Source organism: Pseudomonas syringae pv. tomato str. DC3000, assembly GCF_000007805.1.
Lineage (GTDB): Bacteria > Pseudomonadota > Gammaproteobacteria > Pseudomonadales > Pseudomonadaceae > Aquipseudomonas > Aquipseudomonas avellanae.
Genome location: NC_004578.1, coordinates 3084697 through 3098793 on the forward strand (window position 1 = coordinate 3084697; position 14097 = coordinate 3098793).

The 14097-nt window shown below is 57.5% G+C and carries 16 protein-coding genes; 13 read left to right on the forward strand and 3 right to left on the reverse strand.

What is annotated here, in order from left to right; genetic code table 11:
* Positions 1-211: 211 nt before the first annotated feature.
* Positions 212-1405, reverse strand: a complete 1194-nt coding sequence (locus tag PSPTO_RS14285; protein WP_024666071.1) for an MFS transporter — start codon at positions 1403-1405, stop codon at positions 212-214.
* Positions 1406-1632: 227 nt separating this feature from the next.
* Here PSPTO_RS14285 and PSPTO_RS14290 point away from each other — a divergent pair, with 227 nt between their 5' ends.
* Positions 1633-2766: a lactonase family protein gene (locus PSPTO_RS14290; protein WP_007243977.1), complete on the forward strand. Its 1134-nt coding sequence runs from the start codon at positions 1633-1635 to the stop codon at positions 2764-2766.
* A 62-nt stretch (positions 2767-2828) separates the two neighbouring features.
* Here the strand turns inward: PSPTO_RS14290 and PSPTO_RS14295 are convergent, their stop codons facing one another.
* Both PSPTO_RS14295 and PSPTO_RS14300 read right to left on the reverse strand, forming a co-directional pair.
* Complete coding sequence (locus PSPTO_RS14295) at positions 2829-4418, reverse strand: ABC-F family ATPase (RefSeq protein ID WP_024666072.1); 1590 nt, start codon at positions 4416-4418, stop codon at positions 2829-2831.
* 371 nt (positions 4419-4789) lie between these two features.
* Positions 4790-5653, reverse strand: a complete 864-nt coding sequence (locus PSPTO_RS14300) for an LPS biosynthesis protein (protein WP_011104183.1) — start codon at positions 5651-5653, stop codon at positions 4790-4792.
* A gap of 436 nt (positions 5654-6089) precedes the next feature.
* On the opposite strand from PSPTO_RS14300, the gene PSPTO_RS14305 reads away from it, so the two are divergent.
* The 12 genes from PSPTO_RS14305 to PSPTO_RS14360 all read left to right on the forward strand — a co-directional run bounded on the left by PSPTO_RS14305 (position 6090) and on the right by PSPTO_RS14360 (position 14093).
* A complete protein-coding gene (locus tag PSPTO_RS14305; RefSeq protein ID WP_162491829.1) occupies positions 6090-6248 on the forward strand; it encodes a hypothetical protein in 159 nt (52 codons plus the stop codon).
* 296 nt (positions 6249-6544) lie between these two features.
* Positions 6545-7246, forward strand: a complete 702-nt coding sequence (locus tag PSPTO_RS14310) for a DUF3053 domain-containing protein (protein WP_005762491.1) — start codon at positions 6545-6547, stop codon at positions 7244-7246.
* 87 nt (positions 7247-7333) lie between these two features.
* Entirely contained in the window at positions 7334-7882 is a 549-nt protein-coding gene (locus PSPTO_RS14315; RefSeq protein WP_046463503.1) for a GNAT family N-acetyltransferase, read from the forward strand.
* Positions 7883-7994: 112 nt separating this feature from the next.
* Positions 7995-8420: a DUF3830 family protein gene (locus tag PSPTO_RS14320; RefSeq protein ID WP_005762487.1), complete on the forward strand. Its 426-nt coding sequence runs from the start codon at positions 7995-7997 to the stop codon at positions 8418-8420.
* A 115-nt stretch (positions 8421-8535) separates the two neighbouring features.
* The gene (locus PSPTO_RS14325) at positions 8536-8979 is read left to right on the forward strand and encodes a hemerythrin domain-containing protein (protein ID WP_005762486.1); all 444 of its coding nucleotides are present in this window, start codon (positions 8536-8538) and stop codon (positions 8977-8979) included.
* A gap of 48 nt (positions 8980-9027) precedes the next feature.
* A complete protein-coding gene (locus PSPTO_RS30665; RefSeq protein ID WP_044389725.1) occupies positions 9028-9387 on the forward strand; it encodes a hypothetical protein in 360 nt (119 codons plus the stop codon).
* Positions 9388-9713: 326 nt separating this feature from the next.
* On the forward strand, positions 9714-10565 hold the full coding sequence (locus PSPTO_RS14335; RefSeq protein ID WP_004396234.1) for a transporter substrate-binding domain-containing protein: 852 nt from the start codon (positions 9714-9716) through the stop codon (positions 10563-10565).
* Between the two features lie 63 nt (positions 10566-10628).
* On the forward strand, positions 10629-11291 hold the full coding sequence (locus tag PSPTO_RS14340) for an amino acid ABC transporter permease (protein WP_011104187.1): 663 nt from the start codon (positions 10629-10631) through the stop codon (positions 11289-11291).
* Between the two features lie 9 nt (positions 11292-11300).
* Entirely contained in the window at positions 11301-11963 is a 663-nt protein-coding gene (locus PSPTO_RS14345; RefSeq protein WP_011104188.1) for an amino acid ABC transporter permease, read from the forward strand.
* The gene (locus tag PSPTO_RS14350) at positions 11960-12751 is read left to right on the forward strand and encodes an amino acid ABC transporter ATP-binding protein (RefSeq protein WP_005762478.1); all 792 of its coding nucleotides are present in this window, start codon (positions 11960-11962) and stop codon (positions 12749-12751) included. The genes PSPTO_RS14345 and PSPTO_RS14350 overlap by 4 nt, the downstream gene beginning before the upstream one ends.
* A gap of 36 nt (positions 12752-12787) precedes the next feature.
* Positions 12788-13174, forward strand: a complete 387-nt coding sequence (locus PSPTO_RS14355) for a RidA family protein (RefSeq protein ID WP_005762476.1) — start codon at positions 12788-12790, stop codon at positions 13172-13174.
* Positions 13175-13328: 154 nt separating this feature from the next.
* Entirely contained in the window at positions 13329-14093 is a 765-nt protein-coding gene (locus PSPTO_RS14360; protein WP_005762474.1) for an IclR family transcriptional regulator, read from the forward strand.
* Positions 14094-14097 lie beyond the last annotated feature (4 nt).

Sequence of the window (14097 nt, forward strand, 5' to 3'; positions counted from 1 at the left end):
AAAAGGGGGTAAAGCGCCAGACTGCCGCGCAGGTGACGTCGCATTCACGCGGGCGACGGCTGCTTCATGAGCCTGTTTAGAGGCTTGCAGCATCAAGTCAAGAGCCCAACAGGAGCGCCGTCAAGAACTTGACCGACCGGCGGCTTTATTTCAGCTTCAGCTACTAACTATTGGAACAATAAGCGAAAAGCTTATACCGAAAACCTGCTGTTCAAACGCTTTGCGCCTGCTGACTGGCCCGGCGTGACAACCAGAGCGTCAGGCCTAGCGCGCATACCGACAGCACTGCCGCATAGAAAAAGATCCAGTCATAACCTTGCCCCAGGGCAATCGCGCCCATCACCGGGCCTGCGATGGCCAGGGCCAGGTCGAAGAACACGGCATAGGCACTCAGGCCTGCGCCACGGCTGGGCGTCGGCACGCGTTTGATCGCTTCCACGCCAAGCGCCGGGTACACCAGCGACAGCCCGACACCGGTCAGGCCGGCCCCTGCCAGTGCGAAACCGGTGTTGGGCGCAAGCCAGAGCATGACCAGACCGCAGATCTCAACGGCCATGCACAGGATGGCGGCGTTGTAGCCACCAAGCCGATTGATGGCACCGATGAACAGCAGGCGGGCGAGGATAAAACACACGCCAAACATGCTCAGGCAATACGCCGCACCTTGCCAGCCACGGCTCAGGTAAAACAGCGTAATAAAAGTGGTCAGCGTGCCATAGCCGATTGACGACAAGGTCAGGCCCAGCCCGTAAGGTGCTATACGGCCAAACACCGACCAGTAGGGGAGGCGCTCGCCTGCAATGATGGGTACCGAAGGCTTGTTGCGGATCAGCACCAGCGCCAGGCCTGCCATCACTATCAGGGCCACACCCAGGCTGTTGAAGCCAACCGCGTCGATGACCACCACCCCCAGCGGTGCACCAATGGCGATCGCGCCATAGGAGGCAATGCCGTTCCAGGAGATCGAGCGGGCCGTGTGCTCTGCACCGACCTTGCCGATGCACCAACTGATGGTACCAACCCCGATCAGCCCTTGAGACACACCGAGAAACAGCCGTGCCACGATCAGAATCGACAGGCTGAGCGTCGCAAAATCCTCAAGCAGAGTTGCCAGCAGTGTCATAACACCGCTGATACCGATGCCCCACAGCCCGAACACGATGGAGCGCTTGCTGCCCAACGAGTCTGTCGCCCGGCCGGCAAACGGCCGGCTGAGCAGGGTGGCGAGGTACTGCGAAGCGATGGCCAGACCGGCAATCAGCGGGCTGAAACCCAGTTGATCATGGACGTAACCGGGCAGTACCGCGATAGGCAGACCGATGCACAGGAAGGCGATGAACGTGTAGAAGACGATGGAGACGATTTGCAGGGTAATCGTCGTGGAACCGGATTGCGCGGCAGGCATTGGACTCTTCGCTGGCAGGCGGTTGGAGTGCCTCATCATGGCTCGGGTTGTCGGGAAATGAAAGCAGGCTAACGTTTTTATGCGGACTGTTTATCACGCAGTTGCTGTTATCTGAATATGGTCATAGGATGACTGATCACGCTGGTATTTACATCGCTACTCGTCACACCGCTCACCTCACAAGACTCGTCCCACGGATTCACCCCACAACAATAAAAAGGTTCACCATGAGAAAAGTTCTGTTGCTGGCCGCTGCAGTTGGATGTTCGTTCGGTCTGCCTGTGCAGGCAGCTACCTTCGCTTATATTTCCAGCCCCGCAGATGGGCTCATCTCCCAATATCGCCTGGATGAGCAGAGCGGGGCGCTCAGCCTGGTCGAACAGACCAAGGCCGGTGACCAGGTCAATCCGATGGCCATTTCGCCGGACGGCAAGGCACTGTTCGCGGCACTGCGTTCCAAGCCTTATCAGGTGCTGAGTTTCAGCATAGAACCTGCAACCGGGCACCTCAAGCCGTTGAGCCAGGCACCCTTGGCGGAGAGTCTGGCGTACCTGTCGACCGATCGCAGCGGGCGCTTCCTGTTCGGTGCCTCGTACGGCGCGGACCTGCTCAGTGTTCAGCCCATCGATGCGCAACACCGCCCCAGCGACAGTATCGAAACCTACAAGACCGGCATGCACGCGCATTCGGTACGCACCGACCCGAGCAATCGCTTTGTCTACGCGGGCAATCTGGGGGTTGATCGTGTCCTGCAATACCGGCTTGAGCCCAAGGACGGCAAGCTCGTGCCCATCGGTGAAGGCTTTGTGGCTGTTCCCGACAATACCGGCCCGCGCCACCTCGCATTCTCGTCCGATGGCAGGTTTCTGTATGTGGTCGGCGAGATGAGCGGCACGGTTACCGCCTTTTTGATCAACGAAAAGACCGGCGCGTTGAAGCAGGTGAGCCAGGCAGACGGTATTCCCGCACGCCTGAAGCTTGCGCCCGGGCAGGCTCGCGATGCGCGCAACAACGACCTCAAGGATGACCCGACGCCGCGCATCTGGGCCGCAGACATACGCCTGGCGCCGGACGGCAAGTGGCTGTTCATCAGTGAGCGCACTACCAGCAGCGTGTCGGTGTTCAAGGTTGATCCGGCCAAAGGCAACGTGACGTTCGTTGAAAACTACCCGGTCGAGGAAAAACAGCCGCGCAATATCGCCGTATCACCCAATGGACGTTGGTTACTGGTCAGTGGAGAGAAAAGCGACAAGGTCGGCAGTTACGCCATTGGGGCGAGCGGTGCCCTCAAGCGGGTCAGCGAAGCGCCCTCGGGCAAGGGTGCTCTATGGATTGAAATGCTCAGCCAGCCGGACAAATAGGCTGCAATCAAAAAAGCCCTGTCGCAGGACAGGGCTTTTTGGGTACCGCAAGCCGGCGAGGCTTAGAACGTAACGCCCTGACTGCGCAGGTAGTCATCGTAGGTGCCGCTGAAGTCGACCACGCCGCTAGCGCTGAGCTCGATGATGCGGGTTGCCAGCGAGGACACGAACTCGCGGTCGTGGCTGACGAAGATCAGCGTGCCGGGGTAGTTCTCCAGCGCCAGGTTCAGCGCTTCAATGGATTCCATGTCCAGGTGGTTGGTAGGTTCATCCATTATCAGCACGTTCGGCTTTTGCAGGATCAGCTTGCCGAACAGCATGCGGCCCTGTTCACCACCGGAAATCACTTTTACCGACTTGAGAATCTCGTCGTTGGAGAACAGCATGCGGCCAAGGGTGCCGCGCACCACTTGCTCGCCGCCCTGAGTCCACTGGCCCATCCAGTCGAACAGGTTGCAGTCGTCTTCAAAGTCGTGAGCGTGGTCCTGAGCGTAGTAGCCCAGTTCCGCAGCGTCGGTCCACTTGACAGTACCGGCATCCGGGGTCAGTTCGTTGACCAGAGTGCGCAGCAGGGTGGTCTTGCCAATACCGTTCGGGCCGATGATCGCAACGCGTTCGCCCGCTTCGACCTGGAAGCTGAAGTCCTTGAAGAGTGTCTTGCCGTCAAAGCCTTTGGCCATGCGATCGACAATGACTGCCTGACGGTGCAGCTTCTTGGTTTGCTCGAAACGGATGAACGGGCTCACACGGCTCGAAGGTTTGACCTCGGCCAGCTGGATCTTGTCGATCGCCTTGGCGCGGGACGTGGCCTGCTTGGCTTTCGAGGCATTGGCCGAGAAGCGGCTGACGAACGATTGCAGTTCGGAAATCTGTGCTTTCTTCTTGGCGTTATCCGACAGCAACTGCTCGCGCGACTGGGTCGCTACGGTCATGTACTCGTCGTAGTTGCCCGGGAACAGGCGCAACTCGCCGTAATCCAGGTCAGCCATGTGCGTGCACACGCTGTTCAGGAAGTGACGGTCGTGGGAGATGATGATCATCAGGCTGTTACGCTGGGTCAGGATGTTTTCCAGCCAGCGAATGGTGTTGATGTCCAGGTGGTTGGTCGGTTCGTCGAGCAACAGCACTTCCGGATCGGAGAACAGCGCCTGCGCCAGCAGAACGCGCAGTTTCCAGCCGGGCGACACTTCGCTCATCGGGCCGGTGTGCTGTTCGATGCCGATACCCAGGCCCAGCAGCAGTTCACCGGCACGGGATTCGGCGGTGTAACCGTCCATTTCGGCGAACTCGGTTTCCAGTTCGGCAACGGCCATGCCGTCGTCTTCGCTCATTTCCGGCAGCGAGTAGATGCGGTCGCGCTCGGCCTTGACCTTCCACAGCTCCTCGTGACCCATGATCACCGTGTCGAGCACAGTGAATTCTTCATAGGCGAACTGATCCTGGCGCAGCTTGCCCAGACGCACGTTCGGCTCCAGCATCACCTGGCCACCCGAAGGCTCGAGATCGCCGCCGAGGATTTTCATGAACGTGGATTTCCCGCAGCCGTTCGCGCCGATCAGGCCGTAACGGTTACCGGCACCAAACTTGACCGAGACGTTCTCGAACAAGGGTTTGGCGCCGAACTGCATCGTGATGTTAGCTGTGGAGATCAATTACTTTACCTATCAATAACTTGGGCAATAACTTGAGGAGCGCTGGTGCCAGCAGGTGTCGTGTCCGAGACCCGACCGGAGCTGTTCAGCTTGCTCCGCCTGAGCATGAGCTGATCCAACGGGCATACGTCTACAGCAACAGCAGTCTGCCGTGACTGCGTTGCCGGGATATGAATGTGGGGGTTCATGCCAGACATTGGCGCGCATTGTCGCATAGGTAGGACGGCAGGGGTATGGCGGGCAGTGCCGGATTAGCGAGTTTGCGGGGTGACCTGCCACCAGCAGCGCGTCGGGGTGTCGACTCCCGGCATTACTGCGTGTCAAGGGGCGACGCGTTTGTCGGGGCGGGGTGGCACAAACAAGATGACTGTTTAATGACCGATTACTGCGTCTTGCACAGTATGGTTACGTGCGGCACGCACGATATGACGCGTTTCATCAATACTTAATCGGGGAATGACTTCATGTGGAACTCGCGAGTTTTCAGACAGATTGAATACCTCGAAATCAGCGCTGACTACATGCTTTGCCATCAATTCCAGAGACGGAAGAATCCGCGATTCGTAGTGCTGATCCAGTCCGCAGGGTGAGCATTTATCGGTAGGCGATTCATAGAAGCGACCAGCAGACTGGTTCAAATCAAAACCGACGAGAAACACTTTCTCAAAACCCAGGTGATAGGACAGTTGCAGTGCCAGGTACATGACGGTGCGCGCATCGAAGAAACCCAGTTCAAGGTTCTTGCTGAAGCCTATGTCTCGGCTTCGGCTGCTCCACAGCGACAGCTTTCTGACCAGTGCTTCTTCTCTTGAGCAAAGGGCTGCCACTGTCGAAGATCTGGGGGATTTCTTCAGCGCATAGGCGCGTCCGGCAGGCTCTGGGAGGCCGGACTGGAACTGGTCTTCCCAGAGACCGACGTTTTCGCTGCCGCGCAGGGCGGCGGCAAAGAGTTCGGGTTGCTGATTGGGGAAGTCCCGGTCAGAGCACACATAGAAGAATGGCTTGATGCCGGTTCCGGAAAACATCGAGAACGCACCGTTCATGGTGATCATGGGGACTTCGGAAAACTCCCCGATCGGGAAGTCTTTGGCCGAGCTGCCTGAGCCGATCAGGAAGACCGGGCCTTTGCGGGTGGCTTTGCATCTGCTGAAATCAAGCACGCGCGTCGGGTTCGGAGCGTGGTTTTCGACTGCTTTGCGGCGGTAGCCGGTGGCAATGATAGATGGACTAGTCATGACTACCCTGTGAGCACTAGTGGCAAATTAGTTTGTAAATTTATGCAGCATGTTATGGGCTAGTGGCCATTAGTTCAACATCAAAGAGTTTCAGAAGAGTACCACACTGGAAACATCTATCCACAAGAAGTGATTGATTTTTGAGAATCTACGTTAATCGGAGCAATAGCGGGGCTAAGTCGATACACATATTATTACAATAATATTGTTTGGCCACTAGTTGTACCCAGGTTGATACCTGAACGTGCCTGCCTATTTGAAATGGCACTAAAACCGGGCGTCAGAAACTCAAATCGATGCACATTTTTTCAGTGCGCACCTTTTTCGGGCGTTGAGTGGGGGCGCGGCAACGACATTGCGACGTGGCCATTGTGCATTTCCTTCAGATAGCCCGGAATGACCGGGCTTTCCTTGCCTTTAGGTAAGCAAACCAGCGATGAGCTGGCTACTGCCCGGATTTTCGCTCCTGTTTCTTCTTCCTGAACCAGCTTCCCAGCGCATGGAAGGGGTGAATGAACATCGCGATCGCTCCAAGCAGAAAGACGATGAAAATGAAGATCAGGCCCAAGCCTTCGTGTGCAAACATCGTGATTGACTCCTGTTGTTCACTTTGTCGGTCCATGAAAGGCTAGTCGCTGAAACGTTTCAGTTTATGAAGAATTGTTAAGGAACTTTTGGCCGGGATGCGTCGGAGTGCGCAGCGCGGGTCTCGCGGCGACGTCGGTGGGCGCTGCTTTACGAGCAATACCCGTGCGCGTGGCCTGCGATTCTCACAGGTATCTTTACCGCCACCACGGAACTAGATGATGTCATCACGAGACTATAAGCACGCTCGCGTTCGGTAGATCTTCCAGCTGACCGCGCATTCTTATGATCTCGGAGGTTCATGACATGAAGTCCCTTTTTCGTCCAGGCTTGCTGCTGGCTGTCGCTTTACCCTTGTTGCTGGCTGGTTGCGGAGACAAGGAGCCTGAGCAGCGCACCGCGTTCTCTCAGTTCCTGCAAACCCGGATAATCGACAAGCCTGGCGTGCATGTTCCCAAACTGACGGACGAAGAAAAGAAAGCCTTCGGTGATTACACCTCGCACTACGCCGTGATTTCCGACTTCGGCTCGGGCATGGACACCGCTGTTCAGCCGCTCGCCGGGTTGATGCAGAAGGGCTCGTTCCGTTCGGTGAGTGATGTGATCGAACGTCGCGCTGATCTGGCCTCTGTGCAGAAAGGCCTTGATGAGGTCGGTGAAAAGCTGACGATCGAACAGGGCAAGGCCGATGCGGCGCATGCCAAGCTCAAGCAGCCTGATGACCTGAAAGTCGTTTACGACAAGGCCTATGACAGGACGGTCAGCGTGCCTGCCAACACGTTCCGCGAAGTATTGCCGCAAGTGAAGGGCACCTTTGCAAGCAGTCTGAAGGTTGCTGATTATGTGGAAGCGCACAAATCGCAAATCGACATTTCGGGTTCGGCGATCACCGTCAAGGACCCAGTGGTGCAAACCGAGCTTAACAAGCTGCTGCTGGAGCTCAATGAGCAGGGCAAAAATGCCCAGCAAGCCCAGGCTCGTCTGCAGGCGCTCATGACCGGGCGTTGATGCCGTTGCCCGGCGCTATTGCCGGGTGTGTTTGTCTGTCAGGTATGATCCGGGCTTCCCGCCACTGGCACCCGGATCAACTGCCCGATGATCACGACCCCACCTTTGACGATTACCCAGCGCGACGCATCTTCAGCAGATGCCATTTGCCTCAGCGCACTGGGCATGCAGGTCTTTCTCGACACCTACGCGACGCAGGGCATTCGGGAATCCATCGCACGCGAAGCCCTCGACGCTTTCTCCCCGCAGGCGTTTGCGCATCTGCTTGCCGAACCGGCAACGCTCATCATTGTGGCTGAATCCCAGGGGCACCTGATCGGCTTCGCCCAGTTCGCCTTGCGCACAGATCACCCAATGCTTGGCATCCCGACAGCCGCCGAGTTGCAGCGCTTATATGTACAAGAGCGTTTCACCGGGCGTGGCGTGGGGCGGCTGTTGCTCGAAGCTGCCGAGCAGCGTGCAGCCGCGGGGAATGCGACGCTGCTGTGGGCCACTGTATGGGTTGGCAACCCTCGCGCGTTGGGGGTTTATCCTCGTCAGGGCTACGAGGTGAAAGGCTCCCCACGCTATGTGTTCCAGGGCGAAACACACGAGAACTGCCTGTTTGCCAAAGCAATCGTCAAGGCGGTGCGATAGAGGCTGCGGCGTACTGCACTATGGCCGCAACGGAACTCCGTGACTCTCTACAAGCTGCCCGTTTATCCTGCCGCATCATCCTGAGTATTGTTGTCTGTAAGGAGTCTTTGCAGTGACCACCATCAAAATTACCGCCGGCGGGTATGAGTTTCTGGCTGTGGCCAATCCGGATGCACCGCAGACGGTCGAGGCGTTCCTGAAGTTGTTGCCTTATCGGCAGAAATTCATCCATGTGCGCTGGAGCGGCGAGGGCTGCTGGGTGCCGCTGGATGATTATCAACTCAAGCTCGATGACAAACTCATCGGTTTCGAGAATGCCACCAGTCATCCTTCGGTGGGCGACATTCTGTTTTATCCGGGTGGTTACAGCGAAACCGAGATTATCCTCGCGTACGGCTCGTGCTGCTTTGCCAGCAAGATGGGGCAGTTGGCGGGTAATCACTTTCTGACCATCACGGAGGGCAAAGAAAACCTGCGCAAACTGGGCGTGAAAACCCTATGGGAAGGTGCTCAGGACGTGGTTTTCGAGCTGGCTTGAGCCTGTCTTTATCGCGCAGTGGTTATTTGCCAGCATTTGTTGGAACTGCTGATCTTCGCCAGGGGTCTAGTCCACAACGCTTCCATCTCCCGGAAGCCGACCTGGAGACCAGACCGTGAATATTTTCGAAGCGCTGCGCGAAAGCCATGACCGTCAACGCGGCTATGCCGATGCACTGATCAAGACCAGCGGCGACAGTGCTGAACGCGAGCAGGCGTACAAGCAGCTCAAGGATGAACTTCAGGCCCACGAGACCGCTGAAGAGCGCCACTTCTATATTCCATTGATGGCCCACGACAATGGCGTCGACCTGAGCCGCCATGCCATTTCCGAACATCATGAAATGGACGAAATGATGGAAGAGCTCGACGAAACCGAAATGTCCAGCACGGCGTGGCTGGCCACCGCGAAAAAGCTGTCGGAAAAAGTGCACCATCATTTGAAAGAAGAAGAGCAGAAGTTCTTCCAGATGGCCGGCAAGCTGCTTGACGATAAACAGAAAGAGAGCCTGGCTGGCGAGTACGTGAAGGAATACAAAGAGCAATTGGCCGAGGGCTGATACTCCGCTGCAATGCTAGAATCGGCTTTTTATCAGCGTGGGCATGAGATGAAGTTTCTGTTTTTGACGAGCGCTACTGTGATTGCAGCAGTAGCGCTAAGCGGGTGCGCGGCGCCATCCAGTTCGGCACGCTCGGCAGGGCCTTCAAAGGTATTGTCCAGCGCCAAGCAGGCCAGTGCCGTTGCACAGTGCATTCAGGTGACATGGCAGAACGAAGCCATGTTCGGCACCTCGTCGGATGTGTTCCTGCATGACCTGGCAGGCGGCGGCTTTACTGTGTTCACCACCGAATCGAAGTATTTCGCTGACGTGCAGAGCAAAGGCCCGGCCACCGCCGTCGAATTTTATGCCCCGCAAGGCGATGCTCAGGCAGCGTTGCGATCTGCGGCAATCGCTACCTGCCTTTGACTCCCTCCGGGCAGAAGCCTGAAAGCTCCGTGGTCCGAACTCTTCAGGACTTGTGTCGCCCTGAGCGCCCGGGCCTGCACCCATAACCGCACACACGCACAAGAGTGGGGCCATCCCACTCAGCTGTGGCAATGGGTAGCAGCATTTCCAGGGTCAGTGCTCACGCTACCGTTCACCCCCCGTTTTTCAGCCCGTTGATTTATCTCGGCTTTTTTATGCGGTGTTTTCCGGCTACCTCTTGTGGCACACTTTCTGCTGTCTATTCCGTTGTTACATACCAGTATCCGCTATAGCGGAATAACGAATACCTCGGCGGAGTTTATGTCATGCATCGCGGACCTTCTTTTCTGAAAGCTTGTGCATTTGTGCTTGCAGCCTCATTCAGCCTCGCCAATACGGTGCAGGCGGCTGAGGGCAGCAAACTGGATGCGGTATTGAAACGCGGCAACCTGGTCGTCGGCACGGGGAGCACCAATGCGCCGTGGCACTTTCAGGGCGCAGACGGAAAGTTGCAGGGATTCGATATCGACATCGGCAGGATCATCGCTAAGGGATTGTTCAATGACCCGAGCAAGGTCGAGTTCGTGGTGCAGTCTTCTGATGCACGGATTCCCAACCTGCTGACCGACAAGGTTGACATCAGTTGCCAATTCATCACCGTCACCGCCAGCCGCGCTCAGCAAGTGGCCTTTACTCTGCCGTACTACCGCGAAGGCGTGGCGCTGCTGTTGCCTGCCAACAGCAAGTACAAGGAAATCGATGACCTGAAAGCCGCAGGTGATGGTGTCACCGTCGCTGTGCTGCAAAACGTCTACGCCGAAGAACTGGTCCATCAGGCGCTGCCCAAGGCCAAGGTCGATCAGTACGACAGCGTCGATCTGATGTATCAGGCGATCAATTCCGGTCGTGCCGATACCGCCGCCACCGATCAGTCTTCGGTGAAATACCTGATGGTGCAGAACCCTGGCCGCTACCGCTCACCGGCGTTTGCCTGGAGCCCGCAAACCTACGCCTGTGCCGTCAAACGTGGCGATCAGGACTGGCTGAACTTCGTCAACACCGCCTTGCATGAAGCCATGACCGGTGTCGAATTCCCGGCATATGCCGCGTCGTTCAAACAGTGGTTTGGTGTGGACCTGCCCGTGCCGGCAATCGGTTTTCCGATGGAATACAAATAAGTCCATTCAGACCTTCAAGGGCAGGGCAGGCCGCTGGGCCTACCCTGCCAGATACGGGCAAGCATGAATTATCAACTGAATTTTGATGCTGTATGGCGCGACTTTTCCAACTTGCTGGCCGGGTTGGGGCTCGGTCTGGAACTGGCGCTGATCTCGATCGCCATCGGTTGTGTGATCGGCTTGATGAACGCCTTCGCATTGTTGTCGCGTTACCGGGCGCTGCGAATTGTGGCCTCGATCTATGTGACGGTGGTGCGCAACACGCCGATTCTGGTGTTGATCCTGCTGATCTACTTCGCTTTGCCCGGCCTGGGCATTCGCCTGGACAAACTGGCGTCTTTTGTCGTCACGCTGTCGCTCTATGCGGGCGCGTATCTGACCGAAGTGTTCCGCGCCGGGTTGTTGAGCATCCACAAGGGGCAGCGTGAAGCAGGGCTGGCCATCGGTCTGGGTGAATGGCAGGTGCGGGCCTACATTATCGTGCCGGTGATGTTGCGCAACGTGTTGCCAGCGCTCTCCAACAACTTTATCTCACTGTTCAAGGACACATCGCTGGCGGCTGCCATTGCCGTGCCGGAGCTGACCTATTACGCGCGCAAGATCAACGTCGAAAGCTACCGGGTGATCGAAACCTGGCTGGTCACTACCGCGTTGTATGTGGTGGCCTGCTACGTGATCGCCATGCTGCTGCGCACCCTCGAACAACGTCTGGCGATTCGCCGCTAGGAGGCTGTCATGTATCAACCCCCTGGCTGGTTGCAGGAATTGTGGGCTGCGCGGGAAGTGCTCTGGGCCGGCTTTCTGACCAGTATTCAGTGCTCGGCGCTGGCGATTGTGGCGGGCACGCTGATCGGCATGCTGGCCGGTCTGGTGCTGACCTACGGCGGGTTTTTCGCACGCTTGCCGATCCGGCTGTACGTCGATCTGATTCGCGGCACACCGGTATTCGTTCTGGTGCTGGCGGTCTTTTATATGGTGCCGGCGCTGGGTTGGCATATCAGCGCGTTTCAGGCCGGGGCGATAGGCTTGACCCTGTTCTGCGGCTCACATGTTTCGGAAATCGTGCGCGGTGCGTTACAGGCCATCCCACGTGGGCAAATCGAGGCGGGCAAGGCGATTGGCCTGCGCTTCAATCAGACGCTGCGCTATGTGCTGCTGCCTCAGGCCATGCGCCAGATTCTGCCGACCTGGGTCAATTCCTCGACCGAGATCGTCAAGGCCTCGACCCTGTTATCGGTGATCGGCGTGGCCGAGTTGCTGCTGAGCACCCAGCAGGTGATCGCCCGCACGTTCATGACCCTGGAGTTCTACCTGTTCGCAGGTTTTCTGTTTTTCCTCATCAACTACGCCATCGAGCTTCTTGGGCGACACATTGAAAAACGGGTGGCCTTGCCATGACACAGACTCATACCGCAACCCCCGGCCCGGCGCTGCTGAGCATCGAGGGCCTGCATAAATCCTATGGCGAAGTGGAAGTGCTCAAGGGTGTCGATCTGCGTATGCAGAAAGGCAATGTAGTGACCCTGATCGGCTCCAGTGGCTCGGGCAAAACCACCTTGCTGCGCTGCGTCAACCTGCTGGAAGAGTTTCAGGGAGGGCGCATTCAGCTGGAAGGCCAGGACATCGGTTACAGCCATGTGGATGGCAAGCGCACCCGCCACCCCGAACGTCTGATCGCGCAGCACCGGGCCATGACCGGCATGGCGTTCCAGCAATTCAACCTGTTTCCGCACCTCAGCGCCCTGCAGAACGTGACCTTGGGCCTGCTCAAGGTCAAGAAGATGCCCAAGGATCAGGCGATTGCGCTGGCCGAAAAGTGGCTGGACCGGGTCGGGCTGCTGGAGCGGCGCAATCACTTTCCCGGTCAATTGTCCGGTGGCCAGCAACAGCGAGTGGCTATTGCCCGCGCGATTGCCATGAACCCCAGCCTGATGCTGTTCGATGAAGTCACCTCGGCGCTTGACCCGGAACTGGTCGGCGAAGTACTGAGCGTCATCAAGGACCTGGCCGAGGACGGCATGACCATGCTGCTGGTGACGCACGAAATGCGCTTTGCCTACGAAGTCTCGGACCAGATCGTATTCATGAACCAGGGCCGCATCGAAGAGCAGGGCGCACCGAAAGCCCTGTTCGAGCAGCCGAAGTCAGCGCGCTTGAGTGAATTTCTCAAGAACATCCGTTTTTAACCGTTCACACTCACGTTTCAAACCAGGGAGAACCTCATGACTATTACCCGTTATGGCGCAGGCAGCACCGCAGGTGGCGGTCAGCCGCGTCCATTCGCCCGAGCAGTCGAGGCAGACGGCTGGCTGCACGTTTCCGGCCAGGTTCCGGCGCTGGATGGCGAGATCATCGTGGGCGGTATCGTCGAGCAGACGCACCAGACCATGCGCAATCTGATCGCCATTCTCGAAGAGGCCGGTTACGACATCAAGGACGTGGTACGCGTCGGTGTATGGCTGGAAGACCCGCGGGACTTCTGGAGCTTCAACAAGGTATTCGGCGAATACTTCAGCCCTGAACACGCCCCGGCACGCGCTTGCGTACAGGCCAGCATGATGGTCGACTGCAAGGTCGAAATCGACTGCATAGCTTATAAGCGTAAGTAGCAGCGGCAAGCTACAAGCGGCAAGCTATAAGCCAGATCAAATGAGGCTTTTGGCTTTTGGCCTTTGGCTTTTGGCTTTTGGCTTTTGGCTTTTGGCTTGAAGCTTGAAGCTTGAAGCTTGAAGCTTGAGGCTGCAGCTTCCCAAGGAACCTTTCATGACCGAAGACTTGATCAAGCGTCGGGCGCGCGGGTTGGACCGGGCGTTCGATATTCTGGATTTTCTCAAGGAAAAGGCCAGGCCCATGCGCCCCAATGAAATTGCCAGCGGGATTGGCAGCCCCAAATCGACTGTCTATGAGCTGGTGGCGTCGTTGCTGGAGCGGCGGATTCTGGAGTCGGTCGGCAAGGACGGGCATGTCTACCTGGGCCGTCAGCTGTATTTCCTCGGCCAGGCACACTTGCGGCATTTCGATTTGACCCGCGAGGCCGAGGCCTGTCTGGGCGATATCGTCAGCCAGACCCGGGAAACCGCGCAGATGTGCCTGCTTAACGGGCGCAAGTACACGGTGGCGCTGATGAAGGAGGGCGAGCGACATTTCCGGATTTCTTCGGACATCGGTGAAAACGCGCCCATCCCCTGGACGGCTTCCGGCCGCTTGCTGCTCAGCCACCTGACTGATCAGCAGATCGTCGACCTGATCGACCCCGATGAATTCATTTTGCCGGGTGGCGAACGCCTGCCGCTGGAAACCTTCCTGCGGGAAATCCGCACGGCGGGCGAAGAGGGCTTCTTTTCGTTCGATAGCGTGGCCGACACCTTCACCCATTGCTTTGCCGCGCCGGTCAAGAATGAACAGGGCCAGTGCATCGCAACCCTGTGCATCGTCGCGCCGCGTGCAGACGCCAAAACCCATTACAACGACTATCGGCGGGTGCTGATCGACAGCGCCAATGGCCTGGCTCGCCGAATCAACGAATAACTGC